Origin of the sequence: Vibrio ulleungensis (genome assembly GCF_016900875.1) — a bacterium.
Lineage (GTDB): Bacteria > Pseudomonadota > Gammaproteobacteria > Enterobacterales > Vibrionaceae > Vibrio > Vibrio ulleungensis.
Genome location: NZ_JAFEUM010000005.1, coordinates 17,000 through 34,808, shown reverse-complemented (window position 1 = coordinate 34,808; position 17,809 = coordinate 17,000). Strand labels below are relative to the sequence as shown.

At 45.2% G+C, this 17,809-nt stretch carries 23 protein-coding genes; all 23 read right to left on the bottom strand.

The features are described 5' to 3' along the window. Positions 1-7: 7 nt before the first annotated feature. The gene (gene rpsH / locus JQC93_RS12905; RefSeq protein WP_205158856.1) at positions 8-400 is read right to left on the bottom strand and encodes a 30S ribosomal protein S8; all 393 of its coding nucleotides are present in this window, start codon (positions 398-400) and stop codon (positions 8-10) included. A gap of 29 nt (positions 401-429) precedes the next feature. Beyond that, positions 430-735 carry a 30S ribosomal protein S14 gene (gene rpsN / locus JQC93_RS12900; protein ID WP_084888995.1) on the bottom strand — a complete coding sequence of 102 codons (306 nt, stop codon included), beginning with the start codon at positions 733-735 and terminating at the stop codon, positions 430-432. A 17-nt stretch (positions 736-752) separates the two neighbouring features. Then, complete coding sequence (gene rplE / locus JQC93_RS12895) at positions 753-1,292, bottom strand: 50S ribosomal protein L5 (protein ID WP_205158855.1); 540 nt, start codon at positions 1,290-1,292, stop codon at positions 753-755. Positions 1,293-1,318: 26 nt separating this feature from the next. Next, positions 1,319-1,636, bottom strand: coding sequence for a 50S ribosomal protein L24 (rplX, locus tag JQC93_RS12890; protein ID WP_084888993.1), 318 nt, complete (start codon positions 1,634-1,636; stop codon positions 1,319-1,321). A gap of 12 nt (positions 1,637-1,648) precedes the next feature. Then, positions 1,649-2,020, bottom strand: a complete 372-nt coding sequence (gene rplN / locus JQC93_RS12885; protein ID WP_006075569.1) for a 50S ribosomal protein L14 — start codon at positions 2,018-2,020, stop codon at positions 1,649-1,651. A 165-nt stretch (positions 2,021-2,185) separates the two neighbouring features. Continuing rightward, on the bottom strand, positions 2,186-2,440 hold the full coding sequence (rpsQ, locus tag JQC93_RS12880; protein ID WP_084888992.1) for a 30S ribosomal protein S17: 255 nt from the start codon (positions 2,438-2,440) through the stop codon (positions 2,186-2,188). After that, a complete protein-coding gene (rpmC, locus tag JQC93_RS12875; protein ID WP_084888991.1) occupies positions 2,440-2,631 on the bottom strand; it encodes a 50S ribosomal protein L29 in 192 nt (63 codons plus the stop codon). The genes rpsQ and rpmC overlap by 1 nt, the downstream gene beginning before the upstream one ends. Beyond that, positions 2,631-3,041, bottom strand: a complete 411-nt coding sequence (rplP, locus tag JQC93_RS12870; protein WP_084888990.1) for a 50S ribosomal protein L16 — start codon at positions 3,039-3,041, stop codon at positions 2,631-2,633. The genes rpmC and rplP overlap by 1 nt, the downstream gene beginning before the upstream one ends. 11 nt (positions 3,042-3,052) lie before the next feature. Continuing rightward, positions 3,053-3,751 carry a 30S ribosomal protein S3 gene (rpsC, locus tag JQC93_RS12865; protein ID WP_084888989.1) on the bottom strand — a complete coding sequence of 233 codons (699 nt, stop codon included), beginning with the start codon at positions 3,749-3,751 and terminating at the stop codon, positions 3,053-3,055. Positions 3,752-3,770: 19 nt separating this feature from the next. Beyond that, a complete protein-coding gene (gene rplV, locus JQC93_RS12860) occupies positions 3,771-4,103 on the bottom strand; it encodes a 50S ribosomal protein L22 (protein ID WP_084888988.1) in 333 nt (110 codons plus the stop codon). 10 nt (positions 4,104-4,113) lie between these two features. Further along, the gene (gene rpsS / locus JQC93_RS12855; protein ID WP_205158854.1) at positions 4,114-4,392 is read right to left on the bottom strand and encodes a 30S ribosomal protein S19; all 279 of its coding nucleotides are present in this window, start codon (positions 4,390-4,392) and stop codon (positions 4,114-4,116) included. Positions 4,393-4,411: 19 nt separating this feature from the next. Beyond that, a complete protein-coding gene (rplB, locus tag JQC93_RS12850; protein ID WP_205158853.1) occupies positions 4,412-5,236 on the bottom strand; it encodes a 50S ribosomal protein L2 in 825 nt (274 codons plus the stop codon). Positions 5,237-5,252: 16 nt separating this feature from the next. Then, entirely contained in the window at positions 5,253-5,555 is a 303-nt protein-coding gene (rplW, locus tag JQC93_RS12845; protein ID WP_084888985.1) for a 50S ribosomal protein L23, read from the bottom strand. Beyond that, on the bottom strand, positions 5,552-6,154 hold the full coding sequence (rplD, locus tag JQC93_RS12840) for a 50S ribosomal protein L4 (protein ID WP_084888984.1): 603 nt from the start codon (positions 6,152-6,154) through the stop codon (positions 5,552-5,554). Before rplD ends, rplW begins: the two co-directional genes overlap by 4 nt. 16 nt (positions 6,155-6,170) lie before the next feature. After that, positions 6,171-6,800, bottom strand: coding sequence for a 50S ribosomal protein L3 (gene rplC, locus JQC93_RS12835; protein ID WP_084888983.1), 630 nt, complete (start codon positions 6,798-6,800; stop codon positions 6,171-6,173). A gap of 14 nt (positions 6,801-6,814) precedes the next feature. Further along, positions 6,815-7,126, bottom strand: a complete 312-nt coding sequence (rpsJ, locus tag JQC93_RS12830) for a 30S ribosomal protein S10 (RefSeq protein ID WP_001181007.1) — start codon at positions 7,124-7,126, stop codon at positions 6,815-6,817. Between the two features lie 478 nt (positions 7,127-7,604). Further along, positions 7,605-8,807 (bottom strand): TIGR04063 family PEP-CTERM/XrtA system glycosyltransferase, encoded by a 1,203-nt coding sequence (locus JQC93_RS12825; protein WP_205158852.1) that lies wholly within the window; start codon positions 8,805-8,807, stop codon positions 7,605-7,607. A gap of 55 nt (positions 8,808-8,862) precedes the next feature. Then, positions 8,863-10,122, bottom strand: coding sequence for a UDP-N-acetyl-D-mannosamine dehydrogenase (gene wecC / locus JQC93_RS12820; protein WP_205158851.1), 1,260 nt, complete (start codon positions 10,120-10,122; stop codon positions 8,863-8,865). 46 nt (positions 10,123-10,168) lie between these two features. After that, positions 10,169-11,293 (bottom strand): non-hydrolyzing UDP-N-acetylglucosamine 2-epimerase, encoded by a 1,125-nt coding sequence (gene wecB, locus JQC93_RS12815; protein WP_236009554.1) that lies wholly within the window; start codon positions 11,291-11,293, stop codon positions 10,169-10,171. 192 nt (positions 11,294-11,485) lie between these two features. Further along, positions 11,486-13,396, bottom strand: coding sequence for an acyltransferase family protein (locus JQC93_RS12810; RefSeq protein WP_205158850.1), 1,911 nt, complete (start codon positions 13,394-13,396; stop codon positions 11,486-11,488). A 247-nt stretch (positions 13,397-13,643) separates the two neighbouring features. Then, positions 13,644-14,828, bottom strand: coding sequence for an elongation factor Tu (gene tuf / locus JQC93_RS12805; RefSeq protein ID WP_205158849.1), 1,185 nt, complete (start codon positions 14,826-14,828; stop codon positions 13,644-13,646). A 144-nt stretch (positions 14,829-14,972) separates the two neighbouring features. Further along, positions 14,973-17,069, bottom strand: a complete 2,097-nt coding sequence (fusA, locus tag JQC93_RS12800; protein ID WP_205158848.1) for an elongation factor G — start codon at positions 17,067-17,069, stop codon at positions 14,973-14,975. Between the two features lie 162 nt (positions 17,070-17,231). After that, positions 17,232-17,702 (bottom strand): 30S ribosomal protein S7, encoded by a 471-nt coding sequence (gene rpsG, locus JQC93_RS12795; RefSeq protein WP_084885310.1) that lies wholly within the window; start codon positions 17,700-17,702, stop codon positions 17,232-17,234. Between the last annotated feature and the right edge of the window lie 107 nt (positions 17,703-17,809).

The following is a 17,809-nucleotide window of genomic DNA, read 5'->3' as shown; positions in this document are numbered from 1 at the left end:
ACTCCTATTAAGCTACGTAACAGATGATTTCACCGCCAAGGCCCGCTTTACGCGCTGCACGGTCTGACATCAGACCCTTGGAAGTAGATACCACAGCAATACCCAAACCGCCCATCACTGATGGAAGGTGGTCTTTGTTTTTGTAAACACGAAGACCTGGACGTGAAACACGTTGGATTTGCTCGATTACTGGTTTCGCTTGGAAGTACTTAAGGGTAACTTCTAGCTCTGGTTTTGCTTCGCCGGCAACAGCGAAGTCTGTGATGTAACCTTCGTTTTTCAGCAAAGCAGCGATTGCAACTTTAAGCTTTGAAGAAGGCATTTTAACAGCAACTTTGTTTGCTGCCTGACCGTTACGAATGCGGGTCAGCATATCCGAAATCGGATCTTGCATGCTCATAAACTTTACTCCAAATGATTAAGTGGCAATTACCAGCTAGCCTTACGAAGTCCAGGAATCTCGCCTTTCATGCAAGCTTCACGAACTTTAATACGACTTAGGCCGAACTTACGTAGGTAACCGTGTGGGCGACCAGTTTGGTTGCAGCGGTTACGCTGACGCGATGCACTTGAATCACGTGGAAGTTCTTGAAGTTTAAGAACTGCATTCCAACGATCTTCTTCAGATACGTTCACATCACTAATGATGTTTTTTAGCTCACGACGCTTTTCAGCGTACTTAGCTACTAATTTTGCACGCTTATCTTCACGTGCCTTCATAGATTGTTTAGCCATAACAGTAACCCTTCACCTTACTTGCGGAATGGGAAGTTAAAGGCAGCCAGCAGAGCACGGCCTTCCTCATCGGTGTTCGCTGATGTCGTGATAGTGATATCAAGACCGCGTACACGATCAACTTTATCAAAGTCGATCTCCGGGAAGATGATTTGCTCGCGAACGCCCATGCTGTAGTTACCGCGTCCGTCAAAAGACTTAGCGCTAACACCACGGAAATCACGTACACGTGGAAGAGCGATGTTAATAAGACGCTCTAGAAAATCCCACATACGTTCGCCACGCAAGGTTACTTTACAACCGATTGGGTAGCCTTCGCGGATTTTGAAACCTGCAACAGATTTACGCGCTTTAGTGATAAGTGGCTTTTGACCAGAAATGGTCGCCATATCACCCGCTGCGTTCTCTAGAAGTTTCTTATCGTTGATTGCTTCACCTACACCCATGTTAAGGGTGATCTTTTCGATTCTAGGGACTTGCATGACGCTTGAGTAGCTGAACTCTTTGGTCAGTTCAGCAACTACAGACGACTTGTAGTAATCATGCAGTTTCGCCATAGTTGAACTCCAAATTACTTCTATTGTTAGTTAGAAATGGTTTCGTTGTTAGACTTGAAGAAACGAACTTTCTTGCCATCTTCGAAACGGAAACCGATACGGTCTGCTTTACCAGTAGCCGCGTTAAAGATTGCCACGTTAGAAACGTCGATCGCTGCTTCTTGCTCAACAATGCCACCTTGGACATTAAGAGCTGGAACAGGTTTCTGGTGTTTCTTAACTAGGTTGATACCTTCAACGATAACTTTACCAGTAGTTAGAACCTTAGTTACTTTACCTTTCTTGCCTTTGTCTTTCCCAGCAAGAACGATTACTTCGTCATTACGACGGATTTTAGCTGCCATTTTTTTCGCTCCTTACAGTACTTCTGGTGCCAGAGAAACGATCTTCATGAATTTCGCATTACGAAGTTCACGAGTCACTGGACCAAAGATACGAGTGCCGACTGGTTGCTCAGTAGTGTCATTCAACAATACACAAGCATTACGGTCGAAGCGAATGACAGAACCGTCTGGACGACGTACGCCTTTACGGGTGCGAACTACAACCGCCTTCAGAACATCACCTTTTTTTACTTTACCGCGAGGAATTGCTTCCTTCACAGTAACTTTGATGATGTCACCGATGTGTGCATAACGACGGTGTGAGCCACCCAGAACCTTAATACACATTACCTTGCGCGCGCCAGAGTTATCTGCAGCGTCAAGTGTACTTTGCATTTGGATCATTGTTAGTGCTCCGCTAAATATTAAAAACTAGACCCTCTCGGGTCGGGCTGCCTCTTTAAAAGGGACGCGAATTGTACCACCCTTTTTTGTGATTGGGTAGACAAAAAATAAACGGCCCCTAAATTTCTCTAGAGGCCGCTTTAAGTTGTTAAAAAATAACGAAAATTAGATTTTCGCTTTTTCTACAACTTTAACCAAAGTCCAAGATTTAGTCTTAGACAGTGGACGACATTCACGAATCTCAACAGTATCGCCTAGGCCACACTCGTTGTTTTCGTCATGTGCGTGTATTTTAGTCGTGCGCTTTACGAACTTGCCGTAAATTGGGTGTTTAACCATGCGCTCGATAGCAACAACAATAGACTTATCGCCTTTGTCACTAACAACACGACCAAGTGAAGTACGGATTTTGTCGCTCATTATGCGCCTGCCTTCTCAGTCAAAACGGTTTTAACACGTGCGATATCACGACGTACAGCTTTCAAAGTATGAGTTTGCTGTAGTTGACCAGTCGCAGCTTGCATGCGCAAGTTAAACTGTTCACGTAGCAATTCAATTAGTTCTTTGTTTAGCTCTTCAACGCTTTTTTCACGTAGATCTTGTGCTTTCATCACATCACCTGCTTCGTTACAAATGTTGTTTTGATAGGCAGTTTACGCGCCGCTAGGCGGAACGCTTCACGTGCCAACTCTTCAGGTACACCGTCCATTTCGTACATAACCTTTCCAGGTTGGATTTGGGCTACCCAGTACTCAACGTTACCTTTACCCTTACCCTGACGAACTTCTAGTGGTTTTTCAGTGATCGGTTTGTCTGGAAAAATACGAATCCAGATTTGACCTTGACGTTTTACGTGACGCGTCATAGCACGACGTGCTGCTTCGATTTGACGAGCAGTGATTCGGCCACGGCCGACTGCTTTCAGACCGAAAGTACCAAAGCTTACATCGGTACCTTTAGCAAGACCACGGTTACGACCTGTTTGAACCTTACGGAACTTAGTGCGTTTAGGTTGTAGCATCTGTCGACTCCTTACTTACGGCCTTTACGCTGCTTCTTAGGCTTATCGCCTTTCGGCTCCACTGCGTTAGCAGCAGGCATACCGCCAAGAATCTCACCTTTGAAGATCCAAGTCTTAATGCCGATCACACCGTATTGGGTGTGAGCCGAAGAAGTTGCGTAATCAATGTCAGCACGTAGAGTGTGTAGAGGCACACGGCCTTCACGGTACCACTCAGAACGTGCGATTTCAGCGCCGCCTAGACGACCGCTTACTTCCACTTTGATACCTTTAGCGCCTAGACGCATAGCATTCTGTACCGCGCGCTTCATAGCACGACGGAACATAACGCGACGCTCTAGTTGAGACGCGATGCTGTCACCCACAAGTTGTGCGTCCAGCTCAGGCTTACGTACTTCAGCGATGTTAATTTGCGCTGGTACACCTGCGATTTTTGCTACAGCTGTGCGTAGCTTTTCTACGTCTTCGCCTTTCTTACCGATTACAACGCCTGGACGAGCAGTGTGAATAGTCACACGGATGCTCTTAGCAGGACGCTCGATAACGATACGTGAAAGAGAGGCTTTAGCTAGTTCCTTAGTAAGGAACTGACGTACCTTGAAGTCGCCGTCTAGGTTGTCAGCGAATTCTTTGGTATTAGCAAACCATGTAGCATTCCACGGCTTGACAATGCCAAGACGGATGCCATTTGGATGTACTTTCTGACCCATTGCTTAATCTCCTAGTCTTTTAGCGGTCTGCAACAACAACAGTGATGTGGCAAGAACGCTTCAAGATACGGTCCGCACGGCCTTTAGCACGAGGCATAATACGCTTCATGATAGGGCCCTCATCTACGAAGATCTTGGCGACATTTAAGTCGTCAATATCCGCACCTTCGTTGTGTTCCGCGTTAGCGATTGCTGATTCAAGAACTTTCTTAACCAATTCAGCAGCTTTTTTGTTGCTGAAAGTTAGAAGTTCTAGAGCTTGATCTACGTTTTTGCCGCGGATCTGATCTGCAACTAAGCGAGCTTTCTGTGGAGAAATACGAGCAAAGTTATGTTTAGCGATAGCTTCCATCATCTACTCCTTATTTCTTCTTAGCTTTCTTATCTGCAGCATGGCCGCGATAAGTACGAGTTGGTGCGAATTCGCCCAGTTTGTGACCGATCATTTCTTCGGTTACAAATACTGGAACGTGTTGACGGCCGTTATGGACAGCGATAGTCAAACCAATCATTGTTGGGATGATCATTGAACGACGAGACCAAGTCTTAATTGGTTTTTTCTCACCGTTCTCTACCGCTTTCTCTACCTTCTTCAGCAAGTGCAGGTCAATAAAAGGACCTTTCTTGAGAGAACGTGGCATGGCGATTCCTCTTTATAGATTACTTGTTACGACGACGTACGATGTACTTGTCAGTGCGCTTGTTCTTACGAGTCTTAAAGCCTTTAGTAGGCTGACCCCAAGGAGATACTGGGTGACGGCCACCAGAAGTACGACCTTCACCACCACCGTGTGGGTGGTCAACTGGGTTCATTACTACACCACGTACGGTTGGACGTACGCCGCGCCAGCGTGAAGCACCAGCTTTACCTAGTTCACGTAGCATGTGCTCAGCATTACCTACTTCACCGATTGTTGCACGGCCTTCAGATAGTACTTTGCGCATTTCGCCTGAACGTAGGCGTACAGTAACATATGCACCGTCGCGAGCGACGATTTGTGCGTATGCACCTGCAGAACGAGCAATTTGTGCACCTTTCCCAGGCTTAAGTTCAACACAGTGAACTGTAGAACCTACAGGGATGTTACGCATTGGAAGTGTGTTACCAGCTTTAATCGGTGCATCAACACCAGATTGAATTTGGTCACCAGCAGCAATGCCTTTAGGTGCGATGATGTAGCGACGCTCGCCGTCTGCGTACAGAACTAGAGCGATGTTTGCGCTACGGTTTGGATCGTATTCAAGACGCTCAACTTTCGCTGGGATACCGTCTTTGTTACGTTTAAAGTCAACTACACGGTAGTGGTGCTTGTGACCACCGCCGATGTGACGAACTGTAATACGACCGTTGTTGTTACGACCACCGTTCTTAGAGTTTTTCTCTAGAAGTGGAGCGTAAGGCTTACCTTTGTGAAGGTCAGCGTTAACAACTTTAACTACGTGACGACGACCAGGGGAAGTCGGCTTACATTTAACAATAGCCATTTTTTAACTACTCCTGTTATTCCGCACCGCCAACGAAGTCAAGATCTTGACCTTCTTTCAAGATAACGTACGCTTTTTTAACGTCGCTGCGGCGACCTTGGCGTAGACCTTGACGTTTGGTCTTACCCTTAGTGATAAGAGTATTTACAGACTTAACTTCAACTTCAAATAGCTTTTCTACTGCTGCTTTGATCTCTTTCTTAGTTGCATCGATAGCTACTTTGAAAACGATAGTGTTCGCTTTCTCAGCAGTCATAGTTGCTTTTTCAGAGATAAGAGGAGCACGTAGTACTTTTAGTAGACGCTCTTCAGTGATCATGCCAGCATCTCCTCAACTTGCTTAACTGCATCAGCAGTCATTACTACTTTGTCAAACGCGATTAGCGAAACTGGGTCAATACCAGCAACGTCACGTGCGTCAACTTTGTATAGGTTGCGAGCAGCTAGGAATAGATTCTCATCTACTTCACTAGTCACGATAAGAGCATCAGTTAGCTCAAGCTCTTTCAGCTTAGCTACAAGCTCTTTAGTTTTCGGCGCTTCAACTGAGAAGTTGTCTACAACAACTAGACGCTCTTGACGAACGAGCTCAGAAAGAATGCTGCGCATTGCACCGCGGTACATTTTTTTGTTTACTTTTTGGCTGTGATCTTGAGGTTTCGCAGCAAAAGTAACACCACCCGAGCGCCAAATAGGGCTACGGATTGTACCAGCACGAGCGCGGCCAGTGCCTTTTTGACGCCAAGGTTTAGCGCCGCCACCAGATACTTCAGAACGAGTTTTTTGAGCACGAGTACCTTGACGAGCACCTGCTGCATACGCAACAACTACTTGGTGTACAAGTGATTCGTTAAACTCACGTCCGAAAGTAGTCTCGGAAACAGTTAGTGCATCAGCACCTTTAACCATTAGTTCCATTACTTACTCCTAGACGTTATGCTTTAACAGCTGGTTTAACAACTACGTTGCCGCCAACTGCGCCTGGTACTGCACCTTTAATAAGAAGCAGATTACGCTCAGCGTCAACACGTACGATCTCAAGGTTTTGAGTCGTAACACGCTCAGCACCCATGTGACCAGCCATTTTCTTGCCTTTAAATACGCGACCTGGAGTTTGACATTGGCCAATTGAACCCGGTGCACGGTGAGACAAGGAGTTACCGTGAGTCATATCTTGAGTAGAGAAGTTCCAACGCTTAACAGCGCCTTGGAAGCCTTTACCTTTAGATGTACCAGTAACGTCTACTTTTTTAATTTCGTTGAAAAGTTCTACGTTTAGCTCAGCGCCAACTTCAAACTCTTCGCCGTTTTCCAAACGGAATTCCCAAAGACCGCGACCTGCTTCAACACCTGCTTTCGCAAAGTGGCCAGCTTCTGGCTTAGAAACACGGCTAGCTTTCTTAGCTCCCGAAGTAACTTGGATTGCAGCGTAGCCATCTTGCTCAAGTGTACGTACTTGAGTAACACGGTTTTGTTCTACTTCTACAACAGTTACTGGGATAGAAACGCCTTCTTCGGTAAATACGCGGGTCATACCCACTTTACGTCCGACTAGACCAATCATTATTCTAATCTCCCTTAACCTAGGCTGATTTGAACATCAACACCAGCTGCAAGGTCTAGACGCATAAGAGCATCAACAGTCTTGTCAGTTGGTTCTACGATGTCGATCAAACGCTTGTGAGTACGAATCTCGTACTGGTCACGCGCGTCTTTGTTTACGTGAGGAGAGATAAGAACAGTGAAACGTTCTTTACGAGTAGGAAGTGGAATAGGACCACGAACCTGCGCGCCGGTACGCTTAGCTGTTTCAACGATTTCCGCAGTTGAAGCGTCGATTAGTTTATAATCGAAAGCTTTAAGGCGGATACGAATACGTTGGTTCTGCATGAGACAGAGCTCCAAATTAATTAAATTACACAAACAATATCGCCACTCCGACTCGTAAATACGAGAGAATGTGCGATTGATTCATGTGAAACCGTTGTCTCCAAAATTAGGAGACTTGTCAGCTAAAAGTGATTAGCTAGCTTGCTGGTTGACTCTGTCTTACGACGGTGTCCCCGACAAGTACTAAATTTTATTAACTGCGAACATAAGCTGAGTATACATTACCTATAGATTTTCAAGTTGGGTTAACCCCTTTGAAAACCAAGCTCCTCAGTGCCCATTGGTTCACAACTGGCTAGGCCAGTGCGCGGTATTATACAGATCACAATTTGGGATGCAAGAGGTGATGAGATTTTATTCAATTTGCTGTGGCGGTAGATGCTGAAAAGCCGCTGGACTCTTAAGTTAAGAGGCCAACGGCACTATTTTTAGGCTAAGTCGCTTTTACTTTCTCGATACAAATTTTGCTTTCTAGTGTCTAAGAGTTGGTTAAAACCTGTTCATACAAAGGAGGATAATTACCGACGCTCACTTTCCAATTACGTACTTGCTCGACAAAGTTACGACCGTTATCTCTAGTGGAATCTCCTAGATCCGTCTTAGACAGCAAATATTGTAGTTTTTTGACTAATTGGGCTTGGTTATCCGCTTCAAACAAATAGCCGGTCACCCCATCCTCAATCAACTCTTGATGCCCTCCTACATCGGAGGCTAATAGTGGTACTCCTTGAGCCATCGCTTCCAACGGTTTAAGCGGTGTCACTAAATCGGTTAAACGCATCGACTGTCTTGGATATACGAGTAAATCAAACAAGCTGTAGTAACGATTGACGTCCTCATGCGCAACTCGCCCTGTGAAAATCACATTATTCGTCAAACCCAACTTTTTCACCTGCTGCACTATATTGTCATATTGCGGTCCTCCACCCACCAGTAGCAGTTGGACATCAGGTATGCTTTTCACAAGCTCACTTAATGCTGATACCAAGGTGTCTATTCCTTCGTACGCATACATAGATCCAATGAAGCCAATGACTTTTTTACCTTGGAGGTTTAGTTCGGCCTCAAGCTCTGCGTCTCTGCCATCTACCATGGTAAAACGCTCCGCATTAACGGCATTTGGAATAACGATAGGTTGATTAGGGGTGAGCGCTCGAGAAATCAAATCGTTCTTTAGCCCCTCACAAATTGTCGTCACACCATCGGCTTGTGAAACCACGCGGTTCTCAAGGTGACGAGTGATCTTATAGCGAACATCCCCTTCCTTACAGGTACCATGATCGACAGCAGCATCTTCCCAAAAGGCACGTATTTCGTAGACCACGGGAATACCCAATTGCTTGGAAGCCTTTAGTGCCGCCAGCCCATTTAGCGCTGGGGAGTGAGCATGGAGAATATCGGGCTTTTCTAGCTTCGCTACTTCCACAATTCTTTTCGCTAAACTATTGATAGTCTGCCATTGATTGACTACTGGGATCTTATTAAGCATCCCTACAGGGGTACGATAAAAATCGTATCCGTCGACGTGCTCTTTAGATTGAGTGGTTGCCCCCTGCTTATCGCCGCTCACATGGCAGGTCTCTATACCAAGGTCTCGTTGATGCTTGAGTATCGACAAGCTGCGAAAGGTATAGCCACTCTGTAGTGGAATGGTATGGTCGAAAATATGTAATATCTTCATAATCGGACCTCATGGTACATAGTGGTAACCTGGGTGGTTCGCGGTTGATATCTCATCACCAGATCCCTTTGGTATCTATTACAAACTCGTCGTTGAGCTTTATTTTTTTAAACTGGCTATGATCAACTAACATGACATGAATGTCTGTCTTGGACAGTGATTCATCGATCGTCACCAGCCTAAGCGTGGTATCTGGCAACACTTTGATATTGGGCTCTATCGCTAATACCTCACCGCAATGCTCACGGGCAATAGTGTTGGCAATATCCAGCGCTGGACTCTCTCGGAGATCATCAATGTCGGGTTTAAACGTCAAGCCATAACAAGCAATCGTCACTTCTGCTGCGGTTTTTTCTGGATGTTTCTGCAAATAACTGCCGATTGCAGCATTTACTTTCTCGATAACCCACTCAGGCTTATGATCATTCACTTTTCGTGCTGTATGGATAATCTTAGCAATGTCCGGCGTTTTAGATACGATAAACCACGGATCCACAGCGATGCAATGCCCGCCTACACCTGGTCCTGGTTGCAGTATATTGACCCTTGGGTGGCGATTCGCTAGCGAGATGAGTTCCCACACATCAATGTCTAACTCATCACAAATCATCGATAGCTCATTGGCAAAGGCAATTTGTACATCTCGCGAAGAGTTTTCGGTTAGTTTGGCCATCTCAGCGGTTCGAGCATTAGTGATCACACAGTCCCCCATGACGAAGGTTTTGTATAGCTCAACCGACCGTTCAGAGCAGCGACGTGTCATACCACCAATAACTCTGTCGTTATGCACTAATTCGGTAACAACCTTTCCTGGCAGTACACGTTCTGGACAGTGCGCAATATTTATATCTGCTCCTTCACCGACCTGTTGGGGAAAGGTCAGATCTTGACGATATTTTGCTAACCATTGAGCAATTTTCTCTGTGGTCCCTACCGGTGATGTTGACTCTAGAATGACCAGGTCCCCTTTTTTAAGTACTGGAGCAATGGCTTCTACTGCATTATGGATGTAGCTGATATCTGGCTCGGGGATCTTTGCATCATCAATAGGCTTGAAAGGTGTTGGAACAGCGATTAAAAAAGCATCGGATGGCTCCGGAGTAGTTACGGCTTTGAGAAACCCTCTTTGTACCGTTGCACTCACTAACATATCGAGGTCGGGTTCGACGATATGGATTTCACCACGGTTAATCGTATCGACCGCATCTTGATTAACGTCAACACCAATGACTTGTTTCTTGCGAGATGCAAACATAGCTGCGGTTGGCAGACCTATATACCCCAATCCAATCACGGAGATGGTTTCAAAAGACATACTGCTACTTCCTGTAAAAATGAATTAAGCCAGAGCGCATTCGCCGCTACTTAGCTAAGACTTCTAAGATTCGTTGACACGCTTTGCCGTCACCGTAGGGATTATGGGCACGGCTCATTGCTTCGTACGCACTTGGATCCGTCAGTAACTTTTCGATGTTTTGCACAATGACATGCTCCTCTGTACCAACCAGTTTAACGGTCCCAGCTTCAACAGCTTCTGGCCGCTCTGTGGTGTCACGCATAACCAATACTGGTTTGCCGAGCGAAGGTGCTTCTTCTTGAATACCACCAGAGTCGGTCAAAATTAGGTGAGATCGCATCATTAGATAGATAAAAGGTAGATACTCTTGAGGCTCAATAAGGAGGACATTATCGATGCCTTCTAGGATTCTACTTACTGGCTTTCTAACATTTGGATTGAGGTGTACTGGGTAGACAACCTGAACATCTGGGTGGGAGGTTGCAACCTGCGCAATCGCCCGGCAAATTCGCTCAAAACCATCACCAAAGTTTTCTCTTCGATGCCCAGTGACTAATATGAGTTTTTTCGATTCGTCTAAGTATGGAAAGGCGCTTTTCAGATCGTTTTCTAACGCGGTATCTTGCGCGATCTTACTTTTGATCAACATTAATGCGTCGATGACGGTATTGCCTGTGACGCTAATGTTTTCTGGAGAGTAGTTTTCTCTCGTAAGGTTATCTTTCGATGTATCTGTCGGCGCAAAGTGATAGCGAGTCAAGCTACCTGTTAGTTTGCGGTTTGCCTCTTCTGGCCAAGGAGAATATAGATTTCCCGTTCTTAGCCCTGCCTCGACATGGCCAACGGGTATTTGCTCATAGTAGGACGCTAGACTCGCAGCAAACGTGGTAGCCGTATCCCCATGGACCAAAACGACATCAGGCTTTATCTCCTGAAGTGCGGGTTTAAGTTCGAGTAAAATGTTTGCGGTGATTTGATTTAAGGTTTGACCGGCCTTCATTAAATTAAGGTCAATGTCCGGTACAATTTCAAATAACTCAAGCACCTGATCAAGCATCTCTCGATGCTGCGCCGTCACGCAAACTGTTACTTCGAAACGATCGTCCGTTGCCAAAGCATGCACTAGAGGTGCCATCTTTATCGCTTCTGGACGTGTACCAAAAACGGTCATTACCCTCTTAATCGCCATCATTTATTCCAATTTAATGAACAAAATAGCTTACTCATATCTACGCTAAGTAAACCGTGTGATAACAACTATATGTATGGCGGCAAAAAAGTGTCAATTTGATAGCGTTGCATTGCTGGGACATAATCAAACATGAGACATTAAGGTCTATGTTTGAAAAGCGTTCTTTTTCTAATCGGCTGTCCCAGAATATCAAGGTTGCGCTTTAGACAGAGTTAATGCTCCCGTTGATGAACTCAACGACGTTAAGATTTCTGCCTCAATATATTGCCAAAAATGATGGCTCCCATAGGCGGATAGGTGCCCGCCATCAAAGAACATATTGTCGTCTTCAATGATAGTTTTGCACTCACCTAGCGCATCACACACCGCTGAAAATGGGTTAATAAAGGTGACATTTAGATGTTGTGAAGCAAACTTTTCAAGAACAGTATTGTCGCGGATACGCTCACCATCAAAGTCAGACGTACTTCGCTCACAGTCCGATGTATCTAATTTCTTAAGACATTTAATCATCGAGCGTTTCGGCGCTGGCACTTGGCCAACAATGAACACTGGTCGGTCACCAATATACTCAACCAGCTTACCGAGTTCTTGTCGCAAAAGTGAATAGTACGTCTGATGACTATCGAATCCCTCACAGTTGCGCGCGCATTCAAAATCTCGACGTCCCCAAAATTGGGCCAAGATTACCGGTGTATTCTTTTCAGTTTGAATAAGTTTGTGCAACTCTCTGCATTCTGTTACCCAGTGTTTATCCATCCAAGCAGAATGAGGCTTAGGGTTCAAATCGATGAATCCAGGACAAGACCCAATCCATTTATGTGTAATACTCACTTGCTCACTGAGAGAAATACCGTAAGCAAAGTGGGCTGAGTTACTGTCTCCAAGCATTAGAAATTGGTAGGGCTTTCCTTGATTGATGACCTTTTTCTCGAAGCTCTGATTATATGTAAGCGTGCCATCTGTCCCCAAAAAATAGTGACCTAGCAATAAGCTCTCGTATTTATGGTAGTTGGTGTAAATGTCTCTTTCCGTATAAAAAAACTGAGCACTGCTACTACTTACACCGACTAAAAACACTATTGAAACCGGCCAGTACTTAAGCGTCCCCATTGAAAAGTTGCGCTTTTCAATCATGGAGTAGCTTAGAAATCCAAGCACTAGCGACAAAGGTATTCCAAGGTAAGCGAGTAATTTGCTTTCTAAAAAGTAGCCCAAAACAACAATCGGCCAATGCCACAAATAAATGGAATACGACCAGAGACCCAATGCTTGGGAAACCTTATTATTAAGTACAAAACTCTGGGAATTATTGGCCAAAATAACCAAGTAAGCACCACCGACGGGTACGAGTGCAAATGAGTTTGGCCAAATTTCATTCTTCGACAATATAAAGCAAGCAAACACTATTGCGGCCACACCGGCTTTTTCCATGACAGAGCGTGTAAACATTGATATGCGAGTAGGCAGTGGGAATAGAAATGCGACACCACCGAGCATCATTTGCCAAGCTCTCGATGGAAACAAAAAGTAGGACTCTAGAGGTAAAAAATGTGTGATCGCCATGCTAATAGCGAACGCGATTGGCGTGAAGATAAGTACGATAAACTTTATGGCTCTAATCGATACATAGCGACTCAAAATCGCCAATACGATTGGATAAAGTATGTAAAATTGCCATTCTACTGACAGGGACCAAGTATGAAGCAACCACTTGCTGTGTGATGCTCCGTTAAAGTAGCCAGACTCAGTTAGGTATACAAAATTTGAGAAAAAGAGAAGGCTGCTTGAAATGTGCTTGTTGAGGGTTTGTAGATCGAGTGGATTAAAAAAGGCATTTCCAAAAATAAAAAGCACTAAGCAAAGTGCGAGCAAAGCAGGGATAATTCGCTTTGCGCGGGCGCCATAAAAACCCAATAAATGAAATCGCTGCTCTTCTAAGCGACTAACAATGATGCCTGTCATTAAGTAGCCGGAGATCACAAAGAAAACATCGACACCGACAAATCCGCCAGGTAGCGCACTGCCAAAGAAGTGAAATATCACAACTATGACGACCGCCAATGCTCTCAATCCATTAATATCCTGCCGAAAATCCATACTCGATGCCTTCAAAGTGACCTGAAGTAGAGAATTTTAAGCACAGCTCCTGACTGATGCCGGTTATTTTTGAGACATACCGGTAAAGTCTTAATTTCAAAACATGACTTAATTGGTCGATGCTCGCACAGAGAACAAGGCAAAACATCAGCATTAATACCATTTTAGAGAACGTAAATAGTAGTCAAACATAAAAAAAGGGAAGCCGAAGCTTCCCTTAAAATGTTTTGCAGATTTTAACTAAATATTAGTCAAAGATCTTAGCAACAACACCAGCACCTACAGTACGGCCACCTTCACGGATAGCGAAACGTAGACCTTCGTCCATTGCGATTGGAGCGATTAGCTCAACTTGCATTTGGATGTTGTCACCAGGCATTACCATTTCTACGCCTTCTGGTAGAGAGATATCACCAGTTACGTCAGTTGTACGGAAGTAGAACTGTGGACGGTAGCCTTTGAAGAACGGAGTATGACGGCCGCCTTCGTCTTTAGAAAGTACGTATACTTCAGACTCGAACTTAGTGTGTGGGTTGATTGAGCCAGGAGCTGCAAGAACTTGACCACGTTCAACGTCTTCACGCTTAGTACCACGTAGAAGTGCACCAACGTTCTCACCAGCACGACCTTCGTCAAGCAGCTTACGGAACATTTCAACACCAGTACAAGTAGTAGTTGTAGTTTCTTTAATACCTACGATTTCTACTTCGTCACCTACGTTTAGGATACCGCGCTCGATACGACCAGTTACTACAGTACCACGGCCTTGGATAGAGAATACGTCTTCGATTGGCATTAGGAATGGCAAATCAACAGCACGCTCTGGCTCTGGGATGTAAGAATCTAGTGCTTCTGCAAGCTCAACGATTTTGTCTTCCCACTCTTTCTCGCCGTTTAGTGCGCCAAGAGCAGAACCCTGGATTACAGGTAGGTCGTCGCCTGGGAAGTCGTATTCAGATAGAAGTTCACGAACTTCCATTTCTACTAGCTCAAGAAGCTCTTCATCATCAACCATGTCACATTTGTTCATGAATACGATGATGTAAGGGATACCAACCTGACGGCCTAGTAGGATGTGCTCACGAGTTTGAGGCATTGGGCCATCAGTCGCAGCAACAACTAGGATACCACCGTCCATTTGCGCAGCACCAGTGATCATGTTTTTAACGTAATCGGCGTGTCCTGGGCAGTCTACGTGTGCGTAGTGGCGAGATGGAGTATCGTACTCTACGTGAGAAGTTGCGATTGTGATACCGCGCTCACGCTCTTCTGGAGCGTTATCGATAGATGCGAAGTCTTTCGCTTCACCGCCGTATACTTTTGACAAAGTAGTACAGATAGCAGCAGTTAGAGTTGTTTTACCGTGGTCAACGTGGCCGATAGTACCAACGTTAACGTGCGGTTTAGTACGTTCAAATTTTTCTTTAGACACGATTGTGTTCCTTCCTAGTTATTGATTCGCCAAGACTACAACAAGGTCAAGGCGCGCCAGAATTTGCTATTTTATGCGCCATCTAACGAATGCGCAATAGAATCATTATTAAACAATCCAACAAATGTCGATTTATCGAGTTGCTTAAGTACGCTCTGCAATAATGCCTTGTGCAACATTCTTAGGAATTTCAGCGTATTCGTTGAATTCCATAGAGTATGAAGCACGGCCTTGAGTTGCCGAACGTAAGTCAGTTGCGTAACCGAACATCTCCGCCAATGGGACTTGAGCACGAACGATTTTAAGACCAGCGTGGCCTTCGTCCATACCTTCGATCATGCCGCGGCGACGGTTTAAGTCACCTACAACATCACCCATCCAATCTTCTGGAGTGGTTACTTCAACCTTCATCATTGGCTCAAGAAGGACAGGTTGCGCTTCAAGCGCACCGCTTCTAAATGCCATCGAGCCAGCGATCTTAAACGCCATCTCGTTTGAATCGACATCGTGGAATGAGCCATCAAACAGAGTCGCTTTAACATCCAGCACTGGATAACCAGCTAGGACACCATTGTTCATCTGCTCTTCGATACCTTTCGCTACCGATGGGATGTACTCTTTTGGAATCACACCACCCACGATTTCGTCCACGAAGACAAACCCTTCACCTTGCTCTGCTGGTTCTAGCTTAAGCCATACGTGACCATATTGACCACGACCACCAGATTGGCGTACAAATTTGCCTTCAATTTCTGTTGTTCCACGGATTGTTTCGCGGTAAGCCACTTGAGGTTTACCTACGTTACAATCAACGCTGAACTCACGTTTCATTCGATCAACGATGATATCTAGGTGTAGTTCACCCATACCTGAAATCAAGGTTTGACCGGTTTCGTCGTCTGTTTCTACGCGGAAAGACGGATCTTCTGCAGCCAGTTTACCCAGCGCGATACCCATTTTGTCTTGATCCGCTTGAGAGCGTGGTTCTACGGCAATCTGAATCACAGGCTCAGGAAACTCCATTCGCTCCAAAATCACTTTATGATTTTGGTTACATAAAGTATCACCAGTAGTCACGTCTTTAAGACCAATGGCAGCGGCGATATCGCCTGCGCGCACTTCTTTGATCTCTTCGCGTTTATTCGAATGCATCTGCACAATACGGCCGAGGCGTTCTTTTTTCATTTTCACTGAGTTGTAAACCGCATCACCCGAGTTGATCACTCCAGAGTAAACACGCATAAACGTCAGTGTACCCACGAATGGGTCGGTAGCAATTTTAAAGGCAAGTGCGGCAAACGGTTCGTTGTCGTCAGCGTGACGCTCAACGACATTCTCATCGTCATCTTCACCTTTAATAGCTGGCACGTCGATTGGCGATGGAAGATATTCGATGACAGCATCCAATACCGCTTGTACGCCTTTGTTTTTGAAGGCACTGCCACAAGTCGCAAGTACGATTTCGTTATTCAAAGTACGGGTACGAAGACCGAGCTTGATCTCTTCTTCGCTCAACTCGCCTTCTTCAAGGTACTTATCCATCAACTCTTCGTTGGCTTCAGCGGCCGCTTCGATCATCTCAGTGCGGTACTCTTCTGCCAACTCAACCATATCGGCTGGGATCTCTTCATAACTGAATGTCATGCCTTGATCGGCTTCATTCCAGTTGATGGCTTTCATCTTAATGAGATCAACCACACCTTCGAAGTTTTCTTCAGCGCCAATGTTTAATTGAATAGGCACTGGAGTTGCACCCAAACGGTCTTTGATTTGCTGAACAACGGCTAGGAAGTCTGCACCAGCACGGTCCATCTTGTTGACGAAAACCATACGAGGCACTTGATACTTGTCGGCCTGACGCCAAACAGTCTCAGACTGAGGCTCAACACCAGAAGCACCACAAAATACCACTACAGCACCATCAAGTACGCGCAAAGAACGCTCTACTTCAATAGTGAAGTCAACGTGCCCTGGAGTATCAATGATGTTTACACGATGGTCTGGGAATTGTGCTTCCATACCGCGCCAGAAAGTGGTGGTCGCAGCGGAAGTAATAGTAATACCGCGTTCTTGTTCTTGTTCCATCCAGTCCATGGTGGCGGCACCATCGTGCACTTCACCAATTTTGTGAGAAAGACCAGTATAAAAAAGAATTCGCTCACTGGTGGTAGTTTTACCAGCATCTACGTGAGCCACAATACCGATGTTACGGTAACGCTCGATAGGGGTTTTGCGAGCCACTTTGCATCCTTAGTTTTAAGAACGATGAATAGGAATTATTGATGTTTCAAATACAAAACTATCGCTTATAAGAAGCGATGGCATAAAGGGGCATTTGAAATATGAATAAGCCCTATGGGAAGTAGGTAAGATGCTGCGGCAAGCCGCAGCATCTTAAAGGCATTACCAGCGGTAATGAGCAAACGCTTTGTTAGCGTCAGCCATGCGGTGAACGTCTTCACGTTTCTTAACCGCAGTACCTTTGTTCTCAGACGCATCTAGCATTTCAGCAGCTAGGCGTTGAGCCATAGATTTTTCACCACGCTTACGCGCAGCTTCAACTACCCAACGCATAGCAAGAGCGTTACGGCGAACCGGACGAACTTCTACAGGTACTTGGTAAGTTGAACCACCCACACGGCGAGATTTAACCTCTACCGCTGGACGAACATTTTCAAGAGCTTCTTCAAATACAGCTAAGTGATCTTTACCAGATTTCTCAGCCATAGTGTCTAGTGCAGTGTAAACAATTTTTTCTGCTACAGATTTTTTACCGTCAACCATAAGGATGTTAACGAATTTTGCCAGCAATTCTGATTTGAATTTAGGATCTGGAAGGATCTTACGCTGACCAATGACGCGACGACGTGGCATGGATAATTCTCCGTTGTCTTCTTCAGGTTTTTTCCAAAACTTTTCAGTTTTATAAAAACTATAAAATGTAAAATAAGTGTTTGGCCTTACTTAACGCCTTTCTTTGC

Bases quoted from the DNA above. Each gene is read 5' to 3' on its own strand.
- rpsQ (WP_084888992.1), bottom strand. From the start codon at position 2,440: ATGAGCGACAAAATCCGTACTTCACTTGGTCGTGTTGTTAGTGACAAA.
- JQC93_RS12810 (WP_205158850.1), bottom strand. From the start codon at position 13,396: ATGGATTTTCGGCAGGATATTAATGGATTGAGAGCATTGGCGGTCGTC.
- rplN (WP_006075569.1), bottom strand. From the start codon at position 2,020: ATGATCCAAATGCAAAGTACACTTGACGCTGCAGATAACTCTGGCGCG.
- rpsJ (WP_001181007.1), bottom strand. From the start codon at position 7,126: ATGCAGAACCAACGTATTCGTATCCGCCTTAAAGCTTTCGATTATAAA.
- rplX (WP_084888993.1), bottom strand. From the start codon at position 1,636: ATGGCAGCTAAAATCCGTCGTAATGACGAAGTAATCGTTCTTGCTGGG.
- rplB (WP_205158853.1), bottom strand. From the start codon at position 5,236: ATGGCTATTGTTAAATGTAAGCCGACTTCCCCTGGTCGTCGTCACGTA.
- rpsG (WP_084885310.1), bottom strand. From the start codon at position 17,702: ATGCCACGTCGTCGCGTCATTGGTCAGCGTAAGATCCTTCCAGATCCT.
- JQC93_RS12825 (WP_205158852.1), bottom strand. From the start codon at position 8,807: ATGAAGATATTACATATTTTCGACCATACCATTCCACTACAGAGTGGC.
- rplC (WP_084888983.1), bottom strand. From the start codon at position 6,800: ATGATTGGTCTAGTCGGACGTAAAGTGGGTATGACCCGCGTATTTACC.
- rpsS (WP_205158854.1), bottom strand. From the start codon at position 4,392: ATGCCACGTTCTCTCAAGAAAGGTCCTTTTATTGACCTGCACTTGCTG.
- rpmC (WP_084888991.1), bottom strand. From the start codon at position 2,631: ATGAAAGCACAAGATCTACGTGAAAAAAGCGTTGAAGAGCTAAACAAA.
- wecB (WP_236009554.1), bottom strand. From the start codon at position 11,293: ATGGCGATTAAGAGGGTAATGACCGTTTTTGGTACACGTCCAGAAGCG.
- rpsC (WP_084888989.1), bottom strand. From the start codon at position 3,751: ATGGGTCAGAAAGTACATCCAAATGGCATCCGTCTTGGCATTGTCAAG.
- rplD (WP_084888984.1), bottom strand. From the start codon at position 6,154: ATGGAACTAATGGTTAAAGGTGCTGATGCACTAACTGTTTCCGAGACT.
- rplV (WP_084888988.1), bottom strand. From the start codon at position 4,103: ATGGAAGCTATCGCTAAACATAACTTTGCTCGTATTTCTCCACAGAAA.
- rpsN (WP_084888995.1), bottom strand. From the start codon at position 735: ATGGCTAAACAATCTATGAAGGCACGTGAAGATAAGCGTGCAAAATTA.
- rplE (WP_205158855.1), bottom strand. From the start codon at position 1,292: ATGGCGAAACTGCATGATTACTACAAGTCGTCTGTAGTTGCTGAACTG.
- wecC (WP_205158851.1), bottom strand. From the start codon at position 10,122: ATGTCTTTTGAAACCATCTCCGTGATTGGATTGGGGTATATAGGTCTG.
- rplW (WP_084888985.1), bottom strand. From the start codon at position 5,555: ATGATCACTGAAGAGCGTCTACTAAAAGTACTACGTGCTCCTCTTATC.
- rpsH (WP_205158856.1), bottom strand. From the start codon at position 400: ATGAGCATGCAAGATCCGATTTCGGATATGCTGACCCGCATTCGTAAC.
- rplP (WP_084888990.1), bottom strand. From the start codon at position 3,041: ATGCTACAACCTAAACGCACTAAGTTCCGTAAGGTTCAAACAGGTCGT.